The organism is Psychrobacillus sp. FSL W7-1493 (assembly GCF_038004905.1).
Taxonomy (GTDB): Bacteria; Bacillota; Bacilli; order Bacillales_A; family Planococcaceae; genus Psychrobacillus.
In genome coordinates this window covers 2,255,096-2,277,950 of sequence record NZ_JBBOSB010000001.1, presented here as the reverse complement: position 1 = coordinate 2,277,950, position 22,855 = coordinate 2,255,096, and the positions used below count along the sequence as shown (strand labels likewise).

The window sequence follows — 22,855 nt, the reverse complement described above, 5'->3', positions numbered from 1 at the left end:
TATTATTAATTCAAGCAAGTATGTCCATTGGACTGACCTTTAAGTTAGAGGGGGGAAAAGGATGAGTAACAATAAAGTATCAAGACGCCAATTTTTAAGTTATACATTAACAGGTGTTGGCGGATTCATGGCAGCAGGTATGCTTATGCCAATGGTACGTTTTGCAGTTGATCCTGTATTGCAAAAATCAGAAGGTGGAGATTATGTACTGACTGAGAAGAAGATTGCAGACCTTACTGAGGTTCCTGAACGAGTAGACTTTACTTTCGAGCAGGTAGATGCCTGGTACAAGTCTGATGTAACTAGCGCTGCATGGGTTTACAAAGAAGGAGATAGCATTATTGCATTGTCTCCAGTATGTAAACACTTAGGATGCACAGTTAACTGGGAAGGTGACCCAGCACACAAAAATCAATTTTTCTGTCCATGTCACGCAGGCCGTTACGAGAAAAACGGACAGAATGTTGCAAAAACACCACCTCTAGGTCCGTTGGATCAATTTGAAGTACGTGAAAATAACGGTTTCTTAGAAATTGGAAAAGCTATAACTAACACATTAGTTTAATGTAAGGGGGTACGACATCAGTGCTTAATAAAATCTATGATTGGGTGGATGAACGTCTTGATATTACACCTATATGGCGTGATATTGCAGACCATGAAGTACCAGAACACGTAAACCCTGCACATCATTTCTCAGCATTTGTTTATTGTTTCGGGGGATTAACGTTCTTCATTACAGTTATTCAAATTCTATCTGGTATGTTCTTAACAATGTATTATGTACCGGATATCGAGAATGCATGGGAATCAGTTTACTACCTTCAAAATGAAGTAGCATTCGGTGAAATCGTGCGTGGAATGCATCACTGGGGAGCATCTCTTGTAATTGTTATGATGTTCTTACATACTTTACGTGTATTCTTTACTGGTTCTTACAAAAAACCTCGTGAACTAAACTGGATGGTCGGAGTATTAATCTTCGCTGTTATGTTAGGTTTAGGATTTACAGGTTACCTACTTCCTTGGGACATGAAAGCATTGTTCGCTACAAAAGTAGGTATTGAAATTGCCGCATCTGTACCGGTTATCGGTGGCATGATCAAAACATTATTAGCTGGTGATGAGACAATCATCGGTGCACAAACATTAACAAGATTCTTCGCGATTCATGTATTCTTCTTGCCGGCTGCTCTTTTTGCTTTACTTGCAGCTCACTTTATCATGATTCGTCGTCAAGGTATTTCTGGACCACTATAATGGGTAAGTGGAACAGATAATTCTTAAAAGGAGGGGACAATATGCATCGCGGAAAAGGTTTGAAATTTGTTGGAGATTCTCGTGTAACGGATCCTTCTAGCCGTAAAAAGAAAACTCCTAAAGACTATTCTGAGTATCCAGGTAAAACAGAAGCTTTCTGGCCTGACTTCTTGCTAAAAGAATGGTTAGTCGGAGCAGTATTTTTAGTCGGTTATTTAGTATTGACAGTTGCACATCCATCGCCGTTAGAGCGACCAGCTGATCCAACGGACACAGCTTATATTCCTTTACCTGACTGGTATTTCCTATTTTTATATCAATTATTAAAATACGAATTTGCTTCTGGACCATACAACATCATTGGAGCAATCGTTATGCCAGGTCTTGCTTTCGGAGCACTTTTACTAGTACCATTCTTAGATACAAGCAAGGAAAGAAGCCCATGGAAACGTCCATTACCAACTGGTTTCATGCTTTTAGCTATCGCTTCAATTATTTTCTTAACTTGGGAATCTGTAGCTAACCACGACTGGGAAGCTGCTAAAGCACAAGGTGAAATTAGAGAAGAAGTGGCTGTAGAAATTGATGAAACTGCTCCTGGATTTGAAATATATCAGGGCTCATCATGTATAGGTTGTCACGGTAATGCTTTTGAAGGCGGTATAGGTAAACCACTTATTGGTTTAGAATATACAGCTGAAGAAATCGTTGAAATTGCTCATGAAGGGATTGGAACTATGCCAGGTGGCACATTCCAAGGAACGGAAGAGGAATTACAACAGCTTGCTGAGTTTATCACAACTTTACAACCAGCAGAATAATCCAAAAAAAGAGAGTCAGGTAACTGACTCTCTTTTTTTAGCAATTATTCCTTTAATGAAATTTTACAAATTCTTCACAAAAAATTATAGTTATTCTAGTTATAATAAAATAGGGGAGTATGGGAAATATATATGATGACGCATATAAAATTGTTGCTCTACAATAAATCATTCATGTGGTTGTTATTTTACGTAAACCTAATCGGAACAATTTATGGATATTATTGGTATAATGGCCAATTATCTGTTACTGAAACAAAATTTCTAATATTTGTACCGGATAGTCCAACGGCGAGTCTATTTTTTACACTTGCTCTTTTAGGTTGGCTAATGAATAAAAACTGGAAACTAATAGAAGCTTTAGCGCTTATTACACTTGTGAAATACGGACTATGGGCTGTTGTTATGAATTTATGGACGTTAGTAGAAACTGGAGATATAGGCTGGATGGGCTGGATGCTAGTAGGCTCACATTTTGCTATGGCACTTCAAGCTATTCTATATATTCCTTTTTACCGATTTAAATTTGTCCATATTGTGATCGCAGCCATTTGGACGCTCCACAATGATGTGATAGACTATGTATTTGGTCAAATGCCTACGTATAGAAGCCTAAGTGAGTACGCTAGTAATATAGGCTATTTTACCTTCTGGTTATCGATTGCGTGTATTCTCTTATCGTATGTCGTATATCAGAAAAGGACAAATCGTATCAGTTGATTGCAAGGTAAATAGCATATAAAATATTAATTAGATATCGAGAGGGGGAATTTCTGTTGGGAATGTATATCGTTTATTTTGCGATAATTTTATTGTTGCCACTATACGCACAAATGAAAGTAAAAAGTACCTATAAGAAATATTCCAAAGTCCGCTCCACTTCAGGAATGACTGGTGCAGAAGTAGCTAGACGAATATTAGATGAGAATGGTTTATATGAAGTTAAGGTAGTGGAAAGTAGCGGGTTTTTGAGTGATCATTATAACCCAATGACGAAAATAGTAGCTTTATCTAGCCATAACTACCATGAGGCTTCTGTAGCTGGAGCTGCAATAGCTGCCCATGAAGTTGGTCATGCGATTCAACATAAAGAGGCATACTCTTTCTTAACATTACGACACAAGTTAGTACCAGTAGCTAATATTTCTTCCAATGCCTCATGGGTATTTATCATGATTGGTATCTTTGCTACTTCTACTAATATGCTGTTATTAGGTATCATTCTTCTTGCTATGGGGGTTGTATTCCAAATCGTTACACTTCCTGTAGAGTTTAATGCTTCTAGTCGTGCTATGAACCAAATGGTTTCATTAGGAGTAATTAGAAACGAAGAAGAGCGTCACGCTAAAAAAGTATTAAGTGCAGCAGCATTAACATACGTTGCAGCAGCAGCAGTTGCCGTATTAGAATTATTACGTTTAGTATTAATCTATACAGGAATGTCAAGAAGCGAATAAACAAGAAAAGCGCAAGCGCCTGTCTCTGCCCCGACAGGCAAATGGAGAATAGCGAGGAGGCAGTTCCTCAGCCACCGGAGCTATTATCCATTTGACCCCGAGGGGTAAGGCGCTGAAGCTAGACATCAAGAAAAGCGCAAGCGCCTATGTCTGCCCCGACAGGCAAATGGAGAAAAGCGAGGAGGCAGTTCCTCAGCCACCGGAGCTTTTTACCATTTGACCCCGAGGGGCAAGGCGATAAACTCAATTTATCCATAGCTTCAGAATTTTATAAAACAAAGGAGACTATCTTAGCTTGTTGAGATAGTCTCTTTTAATGAATAGCTTTGTTAAAGTTATTGGTTGATTTTGACTAACAATTCCTTTTTATAGTGACTGTAAACATAAACAATTGAACTTTCAAATGGCTATTAAGAACATAAATAGATGATGAAAATGGGGTTGGTGACAGTTTTTTAGCTTTGTTTATGCGAGTAAATTTATTAGTTCTTTATCAATGCTAAAGCTGTTCCCATTTATTGATTGGAGCGAAGACGGCGACTCCAGTGGGATGAGTGAGACAGATAAGTCATCACAACCGCGCGCGTTAGCGACGGGTGATGGCTTATCGCTCACCCCACGGAAAGCGTCCGGCTGGGGCGGAAATCAATTCTACTCTCTGATCTAAGATTTCTTTGGATTATAAATCAACCCTACCCTTTAACATAGCCTAATGAATAACAACAATTCTTAACAAAAGAGCATGCTTACACTGTAGAAGTGTGAGCATGCTCTTTCATAATTTAAAGCAACGGTTTTTTTTGTTCATCTAACGTAAAGCCTTCGCCCATGACATCGTTCATTTCTGTTACCGAAACAAAGGCATGCGGATCAACAGAAGCTATAATCGTTTTTAAACGGATAATTTCATTTTTAGAAATGACACAATACAATACTTCACGATCTTTTTTCGTATAATGTCCGTATCCTTTTAAGACGGTAACCCCACGATCCATTTCATTTGTAATCCTATTTGCAATAGCGTCCTGATGGTCAGAAATTATAAATGCTCCACGAGCAGCATATGCACCTTCTTGAACAAAGTCAATTACACGTGCGCCTACAAATACTGCTACAAGCGTATACATCATAGAACGAATATCTAAGAAGGTTAACCAAGAAACCATGATAACCACGGCATCAAACATAAACATGGTTTTACCCATACTCCAACCAAGATACTTTTGAGCTAGTCTAGCAATAATGTCAACGCCACCAGTCGTTCCGCCAGCTCGGAAGATAATACCTAAACCAACACCGATAAACACACCAGCAAAAAGAGAGGCTAAAAATAAATCATCATTAATTCCTAGCTGAATTTCGTAGATTTGGGAAATTTTCAGGAATACGGAAACAGAAAAGGTTCCGATTAATGTATAATAGAACACTCTCCTACCTAAAAGCTTCCAACCCAAAATAAACATAGGTATATTTAATACTAAATTCATTACAGATACATCTAAATGAAAGACAAAGTACAAAATTAATGTTATTCCTGAAAAGCCGCCTTCCCCTAGTTCGTTTTGCATATTAAAGTGTACAAAGCCGAAACTAAATATTGCAGAACCTAAAATAATCATTAATATATTCTTTAATTTTAAACCAATCCCCATTGTACCACCTCATTTTATAGTCCATACTAAATCTATATTATTTTTTTGCTTTTGACAACACCCTTATATTTTTATTACGATGAATGAAGGAGAGTGAGATTAATGAAAGAAACAAAATCATTAAATATGCTTCAACAAGAAGTTGATACATACATAAACCAATTTAAAGAAGGTTATTTTCCTCCTATGGAGCTTCTAGCAAGATTAACAGAGGAGCTAGGTGAGCTTTCGAGAGAGGTACAACATAAGTATGGTACTAAGAAAAAGAAGCATACGGAAGTACAAAAAGAATTAGCTGATGAAATGGGAGACTTCTTCTTTGTGTTAATCTGTCTGGCTAACTCTGAGGGCATAGATTTAGAAGATGCCTTACAAAAAGTTTTACATAAATATAACACTCGAGATAAAGATCGCTGGACTAAAAAGGAGGACTAACTATGGTGATTAAAGTAGCTATAGCAGGACCAAGAGGGAAAATGGGAAGAGAAGCAGTTAGTACTGTTATTAAAAATGCAGAATTTTTATTGGTTGGACTACTAGATTCTAAAAAACATGAAGAAACTCTAGGAGATAATATACCTATCTTTACATCCCTAACTGAATTAATTGAAGAAACTGCTCCAGATGTTTTAGTGGATTTGACAGTTCCGTCTGCTGTATATGACCATACAATAACAGCATTAGAATATGGTGTAAGACCTGTAGTTGGAACGACTGGATTTTCTGATGCACAACTAGATAGTATTAGGAATTTAGTGGAAGAAAAACAAATTGGCTGTATCATTGCACCTAACTTTTCTATTGGTGCAGTATTAATGATGAAATTTGCTCAAACTGCTGCAAAGTATTTACCGGACGTAGAAATTATTGAAATGCATCATGACGAAAAAATAGATGCACCTTCGGGCACTGCTATTAAAACTGCTCAAATGATACAAAACACTAGAACAGAGGCAACGCAAGGACATCCACAGGAGGAAGAAATCCTTCCTGGAGCAAGAGGGGCGAATTTTGAAGGTATGAGAATTCATAGTGTTCGACTGCCAGGCTTAATCGCTCACCAACAGGTGTTATTAGGTGGAGACGGTCAACTATTAACATTGAGACATGACTCATTCAATAGAGGCTCTTTTATGTCTGGTGTGGTATTGTCTATTAAAGAAGTAATGTGTCAAAATAAATTAATATATGGATTAGAAGAGATTATTTTATAGGAGGAAAACGTGATGAGAATCGCATTGGTGGCTCACGATAAGAAAAAAGAGGATTTAATACAATTTGTAACAGCATATAAGCCTATTCTTGAAGAGCATGAGTTATTTGCTACTGGTACAACAGGTACACGGATTATAAATGAGGTCGGTCTCTCTGTTTTTAGGTATAAATCAGGTCCACTAGGCGGAGACCAACAAATTGGTTCTGCTATCGCTAATAATGAAATGGATATGGTTATTTTCTTTCGTGATCCCCTTACAGCGCAGCCTCACGAGCCGGATGTTACTGCTTTAATCCGCCTTTGTGACGTTTATCAAATCCCATTGGCAACTAATATGGGTACTGCTGAAATTCTCCTTAAAGGAATCGAAGAGGGGTTTCTAGACTGGCGTCTTTTAGAAGAACGTCGGGGTAGATAAAGAAAAGAGGACATATACATGCGTAAACTAAAAATAGGTATCACTTGCTATCCTACTGTTGGTGGTTCCGGAGTTATAGCTACTGAGCTAGGAAAAATGCTTGCTGAAAAAGGGCATGAGATCCATTTCATCACATCTAGTGTTCCCTTTCGTTTAAACAAAATTTATCCAACTATTACGTTCCACCAGGTGGAGGTAAATAGTTACTCTGTATTCCAGTATGCCCCTTATGATATTGCTTTGGCTAATAAAATGGCTGAAGTAATTCAAGATGAGGGCTTAGATGTTCTCCATGTCCACTATGCAATACCACATGCGGTTTGCGCAATCCTTGCTAAGGATATGGCTAATTCTGATATTGGAATTGTTACAACTTTGCATGGGACAGACATTACAGTTCTAGGTTATGATTCATCGTTGACGGGAGCCATTCAGTATGGAATTGAAAAGTCGGATGTCGTTACAGCCGTCTCTACATCGTTAGTGAAACAAACTAGAGAGCTAATTACGACCAAAAAAGATATTGAGACGATATATAATTTTGTGGATGAAAGAGAGTATCACAAAAAGGATGCAAACAACCTAAAAGAATTATTAGGCATTAAAGAGAATGAAAAGGTTGTCATCCATGTATCCAATTTTAGGAAAGTCAAGCACGTTCCGGATGTTGTAAAAAGCTTCGAATTAATGCATAAAGAAGTCCCAGCAAAACTCCTATTAGTAGGGGATGGTCCAGAAAAGCATCCAGTGATGGAATATGTGAAGGGTAAGCCAATTGAGAAAGACGTTCTTTTTCTTGGAAAACAAGAAAATGTTTCAGAGCTATATTCTATTTCTGATCTGATGCTACTGTTATCTGAAAAAGAGTCATTTGGTTTAGTATTACTGGAGGCAATGGCTTGTGAGGTTCCATGTATTGGAACTGCCGTCGGTGGTATACCTGAAGTAATAATACCTGGTGAAAATGGATATTTGGTACCTCTTGGAGATATAGACAGTGTTGCCGAATATGGTCTGAAAATATTGAAGGATCCTCATTTACATAACCAGTTAAAGGAAAGGGCAGTCCAAATCGTAAAGGAACGTTTTAGCTCCTCGCAAATAGTAGAGCAATATGAAAAGATGTATGAAAGAGTGGCGAAAAAATAAATGAAAAATCGATGGCCAGATGCTTATAAAGTAATCTCCGTACTTGAAAATGCTGGCTTCGAAGCATACGTGGTTGGTGGAGCAGTAAGAGACTTCGTGAGAGGTGTGCAAGCTAACGATGTAGACATAACAACTAATGCTTTACCACAACAAGTAAAAGAATTATTTGAACATACCATTGATGTGGGAATTGAACATGGAACTGTTCTTGTTGTTTTATCAGAACCAATTGAAGTTACAACCTTTCGATCGGAGACTACGTATAGTGACCATAGAAGACCGGATGAAGTTAAATTTGTTCATACGCTTAAGGAAGACTTAAAGAGACGTGATTTCACGATTAACTCGATGGCTTTAACTAAAGAAGATAAGTTAATCGACTTCTTCGGAGGAAGTTCCGATTTAGAAAAAGGTACGATCAAGGCAGTAGGGAATCCAAAGGAACGGTTTTCCGAGGATGCCCTTAGGATGCTACGAGCTATACGTTTTTCAGCACAATTAAATTTCACCTTAGATAGCTCGACACAAGCTGCCATCAAAGAGCTTCATCCTTTAATCAGTCATATCTCTATAGAGAGAGTAAAAGTAGAGCTAGAGAAAATTTGGGTTAGTAATTACCCCTCCAAAGGAATGGATTTGTTTGTTTCGACTGGAATATCTCAACATTTCGTAGGGAATTGGGTAGATTCAATCTCTAAATGGGGAGATTTTAATAGCTTTGGGATGAAAGCAAATGGATGGGCATTTTTCATATTAATGAATAAAGATTCTAACCATACTGAGCTACTTTCTGCCTTTAAATGCTCCAATTTAGAAAAAAAACACGTCAAGGAAGTGCTCCGTGCTGTGGAATCTTTGAATAATGGGAGCTGGGATTCTGTGGAGCTGTTTCAGTTTTCGGATGAAGTATTGATTGCAGCAGCGAGCTATGGAAGGGTCCTATTTAATATCGAGCATTCATATACCCCAGAGATCTTGAGAGAAGAAAAAAAGAAGTTAGCTATTTCGTCTAAGCGAGATGTAGTAGTTAGTGGCAATGATTTAATGGAATGGAAGCAGGAAAAAAGAGGCCCTTGGATTAAAGAAGCTTTAGATAAGTTAACAATAATGATTTTGAACGAAGAACTAAAAAACGACAGAGCACAGATAAAGGAATGGTTTTTTCGTGAGTATATCAATTAAAGAAAGAATTATTTCGAGACTCCAGGCTGCAAAGGGAGACCCAATTTCTGGTCAAGCACTCGCAGAAGAACTAGAGATTTCTAGAACGATGGTATGGAAGTATCTTAAAGGACTTGGAGAAGAAGGCTACGAAATTGAAGCTATAAAGAAAAAAGGCTATATTCTTAAACAGATGCCGGATACTTTAGCTAGTGAACGTATTTCACTTCATCTCGAAACAAAAGAACTAGGTAAAAATATTATATATTATCCGGTTTGTGATTCTACTCAGACGATTGCTACAAACAAAGCGAGAGAGGGTGTCGCTCATGGAACGTTAGTAGTATCAGAGGAGCAGACTGCTGGTCGTGGTAGACTAGACCGTTCTTGGGAATCTTCAGCTGGAAAGGGGATCTGGATGAGTCTCATACTCCGACCTAATATTAGTCCTCAATTTGCTGCACAGTTTACGCTAGTAGCTGCTGTAGCAATCGCCAGAGCAATAGAAGATACTACAACCTGTGTGCCAAGCATTAAATGGCCTAATGATCTGCTCATTAATGGGAAGAAAGTGACTGGCATCCTTACCGAGCTTCAGTCAGATATGGACCGTGTACAAGCTATTATTATTGGAATGGGTATCAATGTAAATCAGACATCAGAATCCTTTGAAGGACCTTTGGAATCTATTGCCACTTCTTTAAAGTTGGAAACTGGAGAACATGTAGACAGAGCTCTCCTAGCTGCCAAAGTTCTATTTTATCTAGAAAAATATAGTGATATGTACATCACTCTAGGTTTTGAACCTATTAAACTCATTTGGGAGAGCTATAACTGTACTATTGGCAATAGGATTAGAGCTACTACTCTTAGGGATACAATTGAGGGACAGGCTATTGGCATTACTAATGATGGAGCTTTGCAGCTTCAATTAGATAATGGAGAAATAAAAGGTATTTATTCGGCTGATATTGATTTACTCAAAATTTAATTTGGACGTTTTCGTCTAATTCTGTTATTCTGTATGCGAAGGGTAGTATCTTTTTAGAACTACACCGGTAAGTTACTTTTTTAAATTAAATAGTCTGCCTTGATCTATGAATGACAGGGACGGAGAAAACCGATGAATTTAAATTTTCTGCCCTTCTGTCCAAGTTAGGATTGAAGGGCTTTATATTTGGTTTTCTCTTCTATTTTACCAAAGGTAAGCTTATGTGCTAGACCGAGGTAATAATTTTATAAGGAGGGAAATGGATGAAAACAACGAGTGATTTTTTGAAAATGAAAAGTAATGAAGAAAAGATTTCTATGATCACAGCTTATGACTTCCCAACAGCCAAATTTGCTGAAGAAGCTAATGTCGATATGATTTTGGTAGGGGATTCAGTTGGGATGGTAGTGCTAGGGTACGATTCTACCGTAACAGTTACGATGAATGATATGATTCATCATGGTAAAGCTGCTAGAAGAGGAGCACCGAATACATTTTTAGTTGTGGATATGCCATTTGGAACATATCACGGAAATATCGATCAGTCGCTCTCTAACGCAGTTCGTTTAATGCAGGAGACGGGTGCACAGGCTGTAAAGCTAGAGGGAGCAGGAGCAATTATACCTGTAATTGAAAAGCTGACATTTGCTGGTATACCGGTAGTCGCTCATTTAGGATTGTTACCTCAATCTGCAGGAGTTCTGGGTGGATATAAAGTGCAAGGGAAAACTGCGGAAGCTGCGCAAAAACTAATTGAAGATGCCAAAAAATGTGAGCAGGCGGGAGCTTGTGCTGTCGTGTTGGAGTGTATCCCTTATCAGCTAACAGAGCAAATATCGAGTGCTCTCATGGTACCAACGATAGGAATAGGAGCTGGTTCGACTGCGGACGGCCAAGTATTAGTATTCCATGACTTGGTTAAGTATGGATCTCATCATATACCGAAGTTCGTAAAAGAATATGCGAATGTGGGGGAACCTATTTTAAGCGGTATTAAGAAGTATGTAGAAGAAGTTAAAAATGGTGCATTCCCTGCTACAGAGCATTCTTTCACCATGAAGGATGATCAACTAAACCAACTATACGGAGGTAATCCTAGCCATGCAAACAGTACAAAAGATTGATGAACTTAAAGCAATTATTGCAAAACATAAACAACACTCTATTGGTTTTGTACCAACGATGGGGTATCTACACGAAGGCCACCAAGCACTACTTACTAGAGCTCGAGCAGAAAACGAGTTCGTAGTTGCTAGTATCTTTGTAAATCCAGCACAGTTTGGACCAAATGAAGATTTAGATAGATATCCAAGAGATATTGAACGAGATACAAAGATTGCTGTAGAATCTGGAGTAGATTTACTATTTGTTCCAACGCCTGATGAAATGTATCCTTTTGAAAGTGGGATTACGATACATGCCGGTGATATTTCTACCAAGCTATGTGGTTCCACACGTCCAGGTCACTTCGATGGTGTACTAAAAGTAGTATCTAAGCTATTTCATTTAGTTCAACCTACAAAGGCATATTTTGGACAAAAGGACGCTCAGCAGCTTGCGATTATTAAGCTGTTTGTTGAAGCATACAATTTCCCGCTAGAAATAGTTGCTGTTCCAACTATACGTGAAGAAGATGGATTGGCTAAAAGTTCGCGAAATGTATTTCTTAGCGCGCAAGAACGTGAAGTTGCCCCTCATATTTACAAGGCGCTTACGCTGGCAAAAGAGAACGTGCATCGCACGGGGGATGTACAAAAGGCTATTGCTGAAGCTAAACAATATATAATTGAAAACACATCTGGTAAAATAGATTACCTGGAGGCTTTGGCTTATCCAACACTACAACCTGTAAACGAGTACACAGAAGAAGTCTTATTTGCAGCTGCCGTATTTTTTGAAAAAGCAAGATTAATTGATAATATAATAGTTAATATGAAGGAAGTGCAGTAATAATGTTAAGAATGATGTTAAACAGTAAAATTCACCGAGCAGTAGTCACTGAGGCGGATTTAAACTATGTAGGCAGTATTACAATTGACCAAAATATCCTGGATGCAGTAGGAATGCTGCCAAATGAAAAGGTTCATATTGTCAATAACAATAATGGGGCACGCTTTGAAACATATATTATCGCAGGAGAACGTGGAAGCGGTGTAATTTGTGTAAATGGAGCTGCAGCACGCCTTGTTCAACGTGGAGATATAGTAATTATCTTGTCTTATGCATACGTAATGAATGAAGAAGCAAAAAACCATCGTCCAACAGTAGGAATTATGAACTCAGATAATACGATTAACCAAATTATCAACTACGAGCCAGAAGCAACAGTCATGTAATAATTGCACATGGAGGTGGCTGGAGAAAAAAGCCCCTGGATTTCAAAAGTCCCCGGAAATTTTACCAATCGTAAAATTTCCGGGGCTTTGTTTTTTATTGCTATTGCAACTTTCTCTCTAACAAGCTAGATCTGCACATTTTTTCGTCTAAATAGGATTTGAATTGTTTATTTGAGAATGAAAGAAGTAGGGATAATAATTTTAATTTTTTTTAAGTCCTACATATATTTCGTTTCTAATAAAGTAATGTGGTACAATTTTTAAAAAGCAGTGCTCGAGCGCTTGTTAGAATGCTTTTAATTTTAATGATGGTGAGATGAAGTGTGTTGGAAAATCATAAATATGCAGTTGTCGATATTGAAACAACAGGCCATTCATCTGCCAATGGTGACCGAATTATTCAGCTTGCAATTGTTTTTATAGAAAATAATAAAATAACGGGCTCCTTTAATACGTTTGTAAATCCGCAAAAACAAATTCCTCTATTTATTCAGGATCTAACTAACATCAAGGAAGAAGATGTCAAGGATGCTCCTAGATTTGAAGAGATTGCCCCAAAAGTGTTGGAAATGTTGCAAGATCATATTTTTGTTGCTCATAATACGAACTTTGACTTAACGTTTCTTCAGCAGGAGCTAAAACGTGTAGGATTACCTAAATTAGTTTGTAAATCGATTGATACAGTGGAATTTGCAAAGCTGATGTTTCCTAATATTTATAGTTATAAACTTCAGGATATAGCAAATGAGCTACATATAGAGCTTGAATCTGCCCACCGAGCAGATGACGATGCGAAGGCTACAGCTTATTTACTGCTGAAATGTTTTGATCAGCTACAAACGCTGCCAATGAAAACAATAGAACTTTTACATAAGAGATCCTTTCAATTAAAATCCAATCTAGCTCTTATATTTTTTGAAGTGCTGACGATGAAAAGAAAAATGTATGACTCAAAGGATTATTTAGAATATCGAGGGATCCCTTTACAATATGAAAGAGATGAGCCTCTTCCAACGCAAAGTGAGCTAGTTTACCCAAGCTCTTTCGACGAAAAGAAGCAGTTATTCCAACAAGGAAGTTTAAAGCTGGAGGAAAGAACTGGCCAATTTGAGCTTATGGATAGAATTCACCTAGCGCTGTCCGAATCTAGAGAAATAGTATGTGAGGCCGAGACTGGGATAGGTAAAACATTAGGGTATTTAATCCCTGCTGCTATTTATGGAATAGAGCAAGGAAAGCCAATTATTATTAGTACCTACACTACTAATCTTATTGATCAACTAATAAATGAGGAAATACCGAAGCTTCATGACATTTTGAATATAAATCTTCGAGTAGCTAAACTAAAAGGGATTAACCACTATATTGACCTTTATCGTTTTTGGGAGCATCTTCAGCAAGATGACGAGTCATATGATGAAACCTTCACTATCATGCAGATTTTAGTTTGGCTTACTATGACAGAGGAGGGTGATCTTTCTGAGCTTAATGTCTCTGGAGGTGGTTTACTCTTTGTTGATAAAATAAGAAGAACCTCTGAGAAGATGATAAACGACGTAAAAGGAATTGACTTTTATGAGAGAGCACTTCTTCGGAGTAAGGATTGCGATATACTTGTGACGAATCATTCTATGATCATAGCAGACAAGGATAGAGAAGTTAAACTTTTAGAGAATGGCTGTGCAACTATCATTGATGAAGCACATCAAATGATCCATGCTAGTATTTCTCGAAAAGAACGTATTTTTTCCTATACTAATTGGAAGTATATTTTAGGCCAATTTGGAACGTTAGATACCGATCATCTACTTTACAAACTGTCGCTTATAAACGTCTCTTTATCCGTACGACTCCGCATAGAGAAGCTTTTTGTAAATGTTGTAGAGTCGTTTGATCTCGCTATGTCTCACATCATTTCTTCTATACAAAGCTTCCCTCATAAATCTAAAAGTACGAAACGTACGAATACGATGGAAGAGTTAGAACTAGATAAATCATATTTTATCAAAGTAGCTAAAAATCTGCAGACGTTTATATATTCCACAAAGCCATATGTTGGCTCGTCCAAGAAAAACCTATTGGACCCTCAATTAATAGTTATCGTAAATGAGTGGGAATATTGGCTACGGGAGCTAGAGATTAAAGTAAGTGAGTGGGATGAAATATTTCTTCAGGATGGTGAAGAAGAAGCAAAATGGCTCGAACTAGATAATAGGAGTGTGCCAGGGAGCCTTACTATCATCAAAAGACCATTAGATTATCAAGAGGATATAAAAGAAGCAATGGCTCCGTTAAGAGATAGTGGAGGTATTATTTGGACGTCGGGGACTTTGACCGTACCATCTAACAAATACTTTATCACTTCACAGCTAGGGCTTAGTTCGAGTGTGCCGATTCATCAATTTAAAGTAGAATCTAATTTTTATAATGGGGCAGAGCTCCTAATTATTGAAGATATGCCGGATATTCAGCAAGTTTCACAATCTGACTATATTGAGTCAGTGGCAGAAGCAATTGTTCAGACAGTGCTAGTAACTGGCGGAAGATGCTTTGTATTATTCACCTCACAAGATATGCTTCGAAAAACGGTTGAGTTAATACAAGAGACTAACCTGCTCGAAGATTATATGCTGTTTGCCCAAGGGATTACAACTGGCAGTAGAATGCGTCTATTAAAATCCTTTCAACGCTTCTCGAAATCTGTACTTTTCGGCACCAATAGCTTTTGGGAGGGCGTAGATGTGCCAGGGGAGGCACTGTCTGTCGTGATCATGGTGCGTTTACCTTTTTCATCACCAGATGACCCATTATTTAAAAAACGTGCAGAATTAATGAGCAGAAACGGGCTTAACCCATTTTCATCCTACTCTTTACCAGAAGCAGTTCTAAGATTTAGACAAGGATTTGGTCGTTTAATTCGTTCCTCCGCTGATAAGGGAGTATTTATCGTATTAGATAGAAGAATTGAGACTAAGTCGTATGGGGCTGATTTTTTACAGGCGATTCCTAACATACCTGTAAAGAAAGTATCACTAGAAAATATAGTCTTAGAGCTAGAAAATTGGTATACTAATTAAGGATGAGTATTAGAAAGCGGGTAGAAATATGGAAAACAAAATCGAAGTCATCTCCACCGTCACCGTACAATACCAATCAGATCTATACAAAATAGTAGATGCATTGAACCGTTCTTTGAAGGAAAAGGATTTAATGTTTGGATTGGCATTAGATAAAGAAGACCAAGAAAAAGCAGTCTTTACCATTTACAGGACCTAAATATGGCACTTAAAAGATGGCTATTATTTATCGTTATTTTTACAATTAGCCTAACCGCAATCCTTAGCATTCTTATATATACTCAGGCTCGGGAGCCATTTAAGGAAGCCTTAACGTCTGCAGAATCTTATACACTAAAGAATAACTTATTGGAGACAATTGATGAATCCTATGTGTATAATAGTACCGACTCTTATCAGACGATTATAGGTAACACAAAAGATGGCGCCAAAAAAGCATTTTTTATCCCTCTGAAGGCAAATGAAGAGCCTATCATGGAGGTAAGCTTTGAAGAGGGTATATCAAAAGAAGAAGCCATCTCCATCGTTTTGGATGGAGAGCAAGAAAGTAAGGTGCTCCACGCTAAGTTAGGTGTGGAAGAGGTTGGCCCTGTATGGGAGATTACCTTTGTCAATTCAAAGGATAATCTAAACTACGTTTATCTATTATTTGATAACGGCGACTGGTGGAAGAGAATATCCAATTTGTAAAATTTATTTATGACTAATGGAGGACAACATGAAAAAAATTATGATTAAAGATATGGCCAACCATGTCGGAGAAACAATAAAACTTGGGGCTTGGCTTGCGAACAAGCGCTCAAGCGGAAAAATTGCCTTTTTACAGCTACGTGATGGCTCCGGCTTTGTACAAGGAGTAGTAGTAAAGGAAGTTGTTGGAGAAGAAATTTTCCAAACAGCAAAAGGGTTAACTCAAGAAACTTCTATGTATATCACTGGAGAAGTAACTAAAGATGAACGCTCATCTTTTGGATATGAGCTACAAGTAAAAGAAATCGAAGTAATTCACGCTGCGGTTGATTATCCTATTACACCAAAAGAGCATGGAACTGAATTTCTTATGGACAACCGTCATTTATGGCTGCGTTCTAGAAAACAACACGCAATTATGAAAATTCGTAATGAAATAATTCGTGCTACATATGAATTCTTTAATGAAAATGGATTTGTAAAAATGGATCCACCAATTTTAACTGGATCTTCTCCTGAAGGAACTTCAGAGCTTTTCCATACAAAGTATTTTGATGAGGATGCATATTTATCTCAATCTGGACAACTATACATGGAAGCTGCAGCAATGGCATTAGGAAAAGTATTCTCCTTTGGACCAACATTCCGTGCAGAAAAATCTAAAACACGACGTCACTTAATTGAATTTTGGATGATCGAGCCAGAGATGGCGTTTGTAGAATTCGATGAGAATCTAGAAGTACAAGAGCAATACGTGGCATATATTGTCCAATCTGTTCTTAAAAACTGTCAATTAGAATTAGAACGTTTAGGACGCGACACTTCTAAATTAGAAAAAATTCAAGCACCATTCCCACGTATCACGTATGATGATGCAATTAAGTTTTTACACGAGAAAGGCTTTGATGATATTGAATGGGGAGATGATTTCGGATCACCGCATGAAACAGCTATCGCAGAAAGCTATGATATGCCAGTATTCATCACGCATTATCCTATAGGCATTAAACCATTCTACATGCAGCCTCATCCAGACAGAGACGATGTTGTATTATGTGCGGACTTAATCGCTCCTGAAGGATATGGTGAGATTATCGGTGGATCAGAACGTATTCATGATTATGATTTACTAAAACAACGTCTTGCAGAGCATAAATTAGATGAATCGGCTTATGCATGGTATTTAGAGCTACGTAAACAAGGGTCTGTTCCTCACTCAGGGTTTGGGCTTGGATTAGAACGTACAGTAGCTTGGTTAAGTGGAGCAGAACACGTACGTGAATCTATCCCATTCCCAAGACTATTAAACCGTTTATATCCATAATAAGAATCAGAAAGAAAGAACATTTACGTTAATAAACTTTTACAGCGTATTATATAAGAAAGGGAGTGCGAGTATGCAAAAGCGAAATCGGCTCCGAATCTGGACAGAGCAGGGAAATGTAACCATTTCCCAGCTTTTTTTTAGCCATTACAAGGCCATTAATGTCAAGGACGAGGAAGCTATTCTGCTATTACATCTTATCGCTTTTGGAGAAGCGGGTAACCACTTTCCAACCCCTCAAAACTTAGTGGAACGTACACATTTTAACGAACATAAAGTAGTGACGATTTTACAACGTCTTGTCCAAAAGGGATTAATCCAAATTGAACAGCATATGGACGAAAATGGAGTTCATTATGAATACTATGATTTTAATCATTTATGGGAGCTTTTGGTCGATTGCGTAGAGCAACAAAACCTTAATAAAGAAGACGAAGAAGTGAAGGGCGAAGAAGGCGAAATTTACAAATTATTTGAAGCTGAATTCGGTAGATTGTTATCTCCAATGGAATATGAAACAATTGGAATGTGGTTTGACCAGGACAAGCATTCTGCCTCTTTAATAAGGCTAGCTTTGAAAGAGGCTGTCTTATCTCAAAAGCTAAGCCTGCGCTATATAGACCGCATATTATTCGAGTGGAAAAAGAAAAATATAAAAACAGTAGAAGCTGCAGAAAATCAGTCGGCTCAGTTTAGACAGCATATACCAATGCAAAGACCAAAGGAGCAATCCTTAGATGCGGCGAAAGTTCCTTTTTACAATTGGTTAGAAGAAAGAGAGTAGGTGGAGAACGTTGCTTACAAAGGCCCAATGGCATTTTTGTTTAGAGGAAATGGAAAGGATGTTTCCGGATGCTCATTGTGAGTTAGTCCACGATAATCCTTTTGAATTATTAGTAGCTACACTTTTATCAGCGCAATGCACGGATGTGCTTGTAAATAAAGTAACTAAAAATTTGTTCCAAAAATATAAAAAGCCCGAAGACTATTTAGCAGTTTCAATCGAAGAGCTACAAAACGACATACGTTCAATCGGCCTATATCGTAATAAGGCAAAAAATATTCAAGCGCTTAGTAAGCAACTAATAGAGCTTTATAATGGAGAAGTACCGGAAGACAGAGATCTACTTACTACTTTTCCAGGAGTAGGGCGCAAAACTGCTAACGTAGTTGTTTCAGTTGCTTTTGACATTCCTGCCATTGCCGTCGATACTCATGTCGAAAGAGTATCGAAGCGATTAGGACTATGTCGATGGAAGGACTCTGTCCTACAGGTCGAGGAAACGTTAATGAAAAAGACTCCGATTGAATCCTGGTCCAAGGCACATCACCAGCTTATATTTTTTGGCCGCTACCATTGCAAGGCACAAAATCCCAATTGCCCACAATGTCCGTTACTGCCTGTGTGCAGAGAGGGTAAAAAAAGGATGAGTAAAGTTGTCCAAGCTTAAAAAAGAAGACTTTGTCGGACTTTTTGCAAAGTGGTCAAAGATGCGAGATGAGATACAAGCTCATTATAAAAAAAGAAATAACGGGTCTATTGATTTAATGGAAAAAGGAATTGATCTGTTAAACGAGTTAATTGACCTTGCAGATGGCACTTGTCCATTAAACTATCAGGAACGTTTTACTTTTATAAAACAGAACTATAAAACTTTTGCGGCGTTTCGACAGCTGGATGAATTATTTAAAGAAACGGAAAAGAAGCTTGCTCTTCGCTTTATTATGGAATCAAGAAAACCTTAATTATTCAACAATGCCCCATATGTACTGCCTACTAAAAGTTAGATACTAAACTAACTTAGAGAGGGAGTCCATATGGGGCATTTTTAGATTAGGGCAGTTTAAATATAAAAAAATATGGCTATGTTAAAGGCGAGTGCACTGAAAAAGTACTTTTAAACTCTTAGAGGTAGAGTATGAATAAAGGCTCCTATTTCCTGAGACCGTGTCTTTCCGTTCCGAGCGGATGCTTTCCTGGGGGCGGCCCGGCAAGCCTTCTCCCTCGCTGCGCTCAGTCCGGGTGCTCGCCGTGGCCGCTAATCCCCTAGGAGTCACCGCTCTGCACTCCAATCCACTATAGAATTTATTAAAAATGTACTCAGGCAAAAAAATTCTTTTATTGCTATACTAAAGAAAAGTAAATGCAGGGGTGCGCACAATGATAAATATAATTTTGAGGTGGAAAAATGTAAAATATGCCCTTTCAGAGTTGGGTGTTACAAAGAAGGATAAAGAGTGGATACGGCTACGATACAGCGATTAGCACGAGTCTTTTTGGCATGGAAATACAAGGAGCCACAACCATATTTGCGGTCAACCTGAAGCGAATCCTAAAGTTACTTAACGAAGGAGAGCAAGAATAAGGCAATGAAAAAGGATGTTTTCTGTTCAATTTGAACAAAAAGTACCCTTTTTTAATTTTCAAAACAAATTTATTATAAAAACGTAAGTATTTCAGTGCCCTCTTTAAAGGGTAGGGTTGGTATTTCGTGAAACGAGTTCGTTTGTGAGATGTTACACTTAAACTAAAGTAAGCAATAAAAAATCACTTTATAAATTCAAGAAACAATTAAAAAACGAGGAAAGGGTTATAATCCCATTTCCTCGTTCTTTTTTTAATCATTTTAAGTAATAATCGGATAGTTTAAGGTGTAGATCCGGTTTCTGTGCCGTCTTCAGGGGTTTCCTCAGGATTTTCTCCATCGGTGCCTCCATCTTCTTGACCACCATCATTATTACCACCATTACCGTTGTTGTTACCATTGCCATTATTACCACTATTACCGTCATTACCGTTTCCATTATTACCATTGTTACCGTTATTACCATTACCATTACCGTTGTTACCATTGTTACCATTGTTACCAGGTTGGTTTTCATTCTCGCCCTCGGTATCTTCTGGTTTTTCTTCCTCCGAGTCAGGAGACTCGAGATCTTCTTCTTCGATACCTTCGAGTACTAGCTCTACACTAGCTGATTCACTTCGAACATCCTCAGCTATTGCTGTAACGGTAAATAAATATTTACTACCAGGGATTAGAGCTTGAACAATTAACCCTGTTTTATCTGTTGTTTGTAAAATTTCGCTTGGACCGTTGTCAATAGAGACCGCTACCTCAAACTGAACGTTAACATCTTCTTCGCCTTCAGGTCCTTCGAAGTCCCAATCTAATGTTGCTGATGATGTTATTTCATCATATTGCACAGATAGGTTAGAAGGGGCATTTAGTTCTAGCTGGTCATATTCCTCAGATACTTGTTTAGGCTCTGTCCCTTTAACAAATAACTCTGTTAGCTTCATATTTTCAGGTGTATACTCACTAGCTAATTTTAATGGATTAGAACCTCTTTCAACTGTTACTTCTACGACTGAATTAGGCTTTTTAAATCTTTCTGTTTTCTGTCCTTCTGAAATACTTCCCATAATTTCTTTAAAGATTCGTTGTGGAAGACTTCGTTCTTCGGCAGTTGTAATAGCAGAGTTGTCATCATAACCTGACCAAACAGTTACTGAATAGTTAGTTGTGTACCCTGCAAACCATACATCTGGAACACCTTTTTTATCTCCGCTGAAATTGGACGTACCAGATTTTCCTGCTACATCTAATCCGCTGATTGCTGCAGCCTTACCAGTTCCTTTTGTTAAAACATCACGTAAAACGTCTGTAATAATGTAAGCTGTTGAATCCTTCATAACTGTCTTGGATTCAGGCTTGTAATTTTTCTCTGTTTTGCCATCTCTGTATACAATTTTGTTAATAGCATATGGTTCTGTATGATTCCCGTTATTACCAAACGCAGCGTATGCTCCTGCTAGTTGAATAGGGGACATAAATTTTGAAATACCACCAATTGCATAGGCTTCATTTACTGTGCCGATATCTACTCCAAATCGACTAATAAATTCTCTTGCGTTCTTAGTACCTACTTCTTTTAATGTTTTGACTGCTGTAGTATTGCGAGATTTATATAATGCTTCACGCATAGTCATAGCACCTAGATATTTATTATCGGCATTACGTATTACTTGATCAGTACCTGTATACTTAATATCTTCATCTACGATGGTTTGAGCAGGTGACCAGTCTAAAAATTCTACAGCTGGACCATAGTCTATTAAAGGCTTAATAGTCGAACCAGGTGAGCGTTCTTTCATATCATGCGCATGATTATATCCTCGATCTACTCCGTAATTTCTTCCTCCACCAGCAGCGACAACTGCTCCAGTCTTAGTATCAATTACTGCAACACCAGCTTGTATATCTTCAGTAGGGAAGATGTCTGAGTTTAAGGTTTCTTCTACTTTCTCTTGAGCTTTCGGTTGAAGTGTAGTATGGATAGTTATACCTTCGGAAATAGCATCTGCATCTCCATTTTCTTCAAGTTCTTCTAATACTATATCGATAAATGCATCGTATTTAGAATCTTGGTTCGCTACTCTTTGATCTTCGGGTAGAAGGGAGTCAGCAACTGGAATAGCTTGGGCTGCTTTCATTTCCTCATCTGTTATTTTGCCATGAAGATTCATTAAGTAAAGAACTGTATTTCTTCTCTTTTCAGCAAGTTCTGGATTTTTAAAAGGGTTATAGTTATTAGGACTTTGAGGCATTCCCGCTAATACAGCCATTTCATGTAATTCAAGATCCTTTAGTTCTTTCCCATAAAAATATTTAGAAGCAGTACCAAAGCCATAAATACGTCCTGACATTAAAATTTTGTTGAAATACATTTCAAAAATTTCTTCTTTTTTATATTCACGCTCTAATTGTAGAGCTAAATGGGCTTCTTGAGCTTTACGTTTTATTGTTTTTTCATTTGTAAAGAAAGAGTTTTTGACAACCTGTTGAGTAATTGTACTTGCACCCTGTGCACCAAATCCATCCTTCAGGTTGGCTAAAACGGCTTTACCTAAACGTAAGACATCTACTCCCATGTGATCGTAGAAACGAACATCCTCTGTTGCCAAAATGGCATCTTCCATTTGTTGAGGAATTTCCTCATAGGATATATATTCTCGGCTTTCACTTCCGACGGTTGCAAACTCTTCACCGTTTGCGTCTAATAGTTTAGGACTGATCGGGTCTTTTAGTAATTCCTCATCTAAATCTGGTGCTGTGCTTGCATAATATGCATAAACGGACCCACCAGTTATTAATCCTACTAATCCAATTGCTAAAATTGCTATCATGATACGTTTTAGCCATGTTTTTGCAGGTTTTGTTTGTTTTTTCTTTTGTTCAAGTTGTTGTTTTCTTCTTTGTCCACGAGTAGATTTTTGCTCACTCATAAACGTCTCCTCA

23 protein-coding genes and 1 pseudogene are annotated in these 22,855 nt (G+C 37.8%); 22 read left to right on the top strand and 2 right to left on the bottom strand.

What is annotated here, in order from left to right; translation table 11 throughout:
• Nucleotides 1–61: 61 nt before the first annotated feature.
• The 5 genes from MKX96_RS11510 (at nucleotide 62) to MKX96_RS11490 (ending at nucleotide 3,538) form a co-directional block, all read left to right on the top strand.
• Nucleotides 62–565, top strand: coding sequence for a QcrA and Rieske domain-containing protein (locus MKX96_RS11510; protein ID WP_169359565.1), 504 nt, complete (start codon nucleotides 62–64; stop codon nucleotides 563–565).
• A gap of 20 nt (nucleotides 566–585) precedes the next feature.
• Entirely contained in the window at nucleotides 586–1,260 is a 675-nt protein-coding gene (gene qcrB, locus MKX96_RS11505) for a menaquinol-cytochrome c reductase cytochrome b subunit (RefSeq protein ID WP_144536871.1), read from the top strand.
• A gap of 41 nt (nucleotides 1,261–1,301) precedes the next feature.
• Nucleotides 1,302–2,081 (top strand): menaquinol-cytochrome c reductase cytochrome b/c subunit, encoded by a 780-nt coding sequence (locus tag MKX96_RS11500; RefSeq protein WP_251555914.1) that lies wholly within the window; start codon nucleotides 1,302–1,304, stop codon nucleotides 2,079–2,081.
• Between the two features lie 132 nt (nucleotides 2,082–2,213).
• Complete coding sequence (locus tag MKX96_RS11495) at nucleotides 2,214–2,801, top strand: DUF1405 domain-containing protein (RefSeq protein ID WP_251555911.1); 588 nt, start codon at nucleotides 2,214–2,216, stop codon at nucleotides 2,799–2,801.
• Nucleotides 2,802–2,863: 62 nt separating this feature from the next.
• Nucleotides 2,864–3,538 carry a zinc metallopeptidase gene (locus MKX96_RS11490; protein ID WP_251556021.1) on the top strand — a complete coding sequence of 225 codons (675 nt, stop codon included), beginning with the start codon at nucleotides 2,864–2,866 and terminating at the stop codon, nucleotides 3,536–3,538.
• 782 nt (nucleotides 3,539–4,320) lie between these two features.
• Here the strand turns inward: MKX96_RS11490 and MKX96_RS11485 are convergent.
• On the bottom strand, nucleotides 4,321–5,190 hold the full coding sequence (locus MKX96_RS11485; RefSeq protein WP_340883710.1) for a YitT family protein: 870 nt from the start codon (nucleotides 5,188–5,190) through the stop codon (nucleotides 4,321–4,323).
• A 102-nt stretch (nucleotides 5,191–5,292) separates the two neighbouring features.
• Here MKX96_RS11485 and MKX96_RS11480 point away from each other — a divergent pair, with 102 nt between their 5' ends.
• From MKX96_RS11480 to MKX96_RS11400, 17 genes and pseudogenes are all read left to right on the top strand, one after another.
• Entirely contained in the window at nucleotides 5,293–5,625 is a 333-nt protein-coding gene (locus tag MKX96_RS11480; RefSeq protein WP_251555909.1) for a nucleotide pyrophosphohydrolase, read from the top strand.
• A 2-nt stretch (nucleotides 5,626–5,627) separates the two neighbouring features.
• Entirely contained in the window at nucleotides 5,628–6,404 is a 777-nt protein-coding gene (gene dapB / locus MKX96_RS11475) for a 4-hydroxy-tetrahydrodipicolinate reductase (RefSeq protein ID WP_298469467.1), read from the top strand.
• Nucleotides 6,405–6,416: 12 nt separating this feature from the next.
• Nucleotides 6,417–6,824 carry a methylglyoxal synthase gene (mgsA, locus tag MKX96_RS11470; RefSeq protein ID WP_169359559.1) on the top strand — a complete coding sequence of 136 codons (408 nt, stop codon included), beginning with the start codon at nucleotides 6,417–6,419 and terminating at the stop codon, nucleotides 6,822–6,824.
• Nucleotides 6,825–6,842: 18 nt separating this feature from the next.
• Nucleotides 6,843–7,973 (top strand): N-acetyl-alpha-D-glucosaminyl L-malate synthase BshA, encoded by a 1,131-nt coding sequence (gene bshA / locus MKX96_RS11465; RefSeq protein ID WP_340883708.1) that lies wholly within the window; start codon nucleotides 6,843–6,845, stop codon nucleotides 7,971–7,973.
• Entirely contained in the window at nucleotides 7,974–9,155 is a 1,182-nt protein-coding gene (locus tag MKX96_RS11460) for a CCA tRNA nucleotidyltransferase (protein WP_340883707.1), read from the top strand. It abuts the gene before it with no gap.
• On the top strand, nucleotides 9,139–10,125 hold the full coding sequence (locus MKX96_RS11455; RefSeq protein WP_340883706.1) for a biotin--[acetyl-CoA-carboxylase] ligase: 987 nt from the start codon (nucleotides 9,139–9,141) through the stop codon (nucleotides 10,123–10,125). Before MKX96_RS11460 ends, MKX96_RS11455 begins: the two co-directional genes overlap by 17 nt.
• 263 nt (nucleotides 10,126–10,388) lie before the next feature.
• Nucleotides 10,389–11,249 carry a 3-methyl-2-oxobutanoate hydroxymethyltransferase gene (gene panB / locus MKX96_RS11450; RefSeq protein WP_340883705.1) on the top strand — a complete coding sequence of 287 codons (861 nt, stop codon included), beginning with the start codon at nucleotides 10,389–10,391 and terminating at the stop codon, nucleotides 11,247–11,249.
• A complete protein-coding gene (panC, locus tag MKX96_RS11445; RefSeq protein ID WP_340883703.1) occupies nucleotides 11,227–12,075 on the top strand; it encodes a pantoate--beta-alanine ligase in 849 nt (282 codons plus the stop codon). Before panB ends, panC begins: the two co-directional genes overlap by 23 nt.
• A gap of 2 nt (nucleotides 12,076–12,077) precedes the next feature.
• Nucleotides 12,078–12,461 (top strand): aspartate 1-decarboxylase, encoded by a 384-nt coding sequence (gene panD, locus MKX96_RS11440; RefSeq protein WP_169359553.1) that lies wholly within the window; start codon nucleotides 12,078–12,080, stop codon nucleotides 12,459–12,461.
• 323 nt (nucleotides 12,462–12,784) lie between these two features.
• Nucleotides 12,785–15,538, top strand: a complete 2,754-nt coding sequence (gene dinG / locus MKX96_RS11435) for an ATP-dependent DNA helicase DinG (RefSeq protein ID WP_340883700.1) — start codon at nucleotides 12,785–12,787, stop codon at nucleotides 15,536–15,538.
• Between the two features lie 28 nt (nucleotides 15,539–15,566).
• On the top strand, nucleotides 15,567–15,737 hold the full coding sequence (locus tag MKX96_RS11430) for a YpmA family protein (RefSeq protein ID WP_144536843.1): 171 nt from the start codon (nucleotides 15,567–15,569) through the stop codon (nucleotides 15,735–15,737).
• 2 nt (nucleotides 15,738–15,739) lie between these two features.
• Complete coding sequence (locus MKX96_RS11425) at nucleotides 15,740–16,228, top strand: cell wall elongation regulator TseB-like domain-containing protein (RefSeq protein WP_251555882.1); 489 nt, start codon at nucleotides 15,740–15,742, stop codon at nucleotides 16,226–16,228.
• Nucleotides 16,229–16,256: 28 nt separating this feature from the next.
• Nucleotides 16,257–17,552: an asparagine--tRNA ligase gene (gene asnS, locus MKX96_RS11420; protein ID WP_169359550.1), complete on the top strand. Its 1,296-nt coding sequence runs from the start codon at nucleotides 16,257–16,259 to the stop codon at nucleotides 17,550–17,552.
• Nucleotides 17,553–17,625: 73 nt separating this feature from the next.
• Nucleotides 17,626–18,336 (top strand): DnaD domain-containing protein, encoded by a 711-nt coding sequence (locus MKX96_RS11415; RefSeq protein ID WP_251555881.1) that lies wholly within the window; start codon nucleotides 17,626–17,628, stop codon nucleotides 18,334–18,336.
• A 10-nt stretch (nucleotides 18,337–18,346) separates the two neighbouring features.
• A complete protein-coding gene (gene nth / locus MKX96_RS11410) occupies nucleotides 18,347–19,003 on the top strand; it encodes an endonuclease III (RefSeq protein WP_169359601.1) in 657 nt (218 codons plus the stop codon).
• A complete protein-coding gene (locus tag MKX96_RS11405) occupies nucleotides 18,990–19,298 on the top strand; it encodes a YpoC family protein (protein WP_251555877.1) in 309 nt (102 codons plus the stop codon). Before nth ends, MKX96_RS11405 begins: the two co-directional genes overlap by 14 nt.
• A 417-nt stretch (nucleotides 19,299–19,715) precedes the next feature.
• Nucleotides 19,716–19,918, top strand: a pseudogene (locus MKX96_RS11400) (IS5/IS1182 family transposase); the annotation flags it as partial.
• Between the two features lie 281 nt (nucleotides 19,919–20,199).
• On the opposite strand, the gene MKX96_RS11395 reads toward MKX96_RS11400, so the two are convergent.
• Complete coding sequence (locus MKX96_RS11395; protein ID WP_298469485.1) at nucleotides 20,200–22,842, bottom strand: PBP1A family penicillin-binding protein; 2,643 nt, start codon at nucleotides 22,840–22,842, stop codon at nucleotides 20,200–20,202.
• Nucleotides 22,843–22,855: the final 13 nt, after the last annotated feature.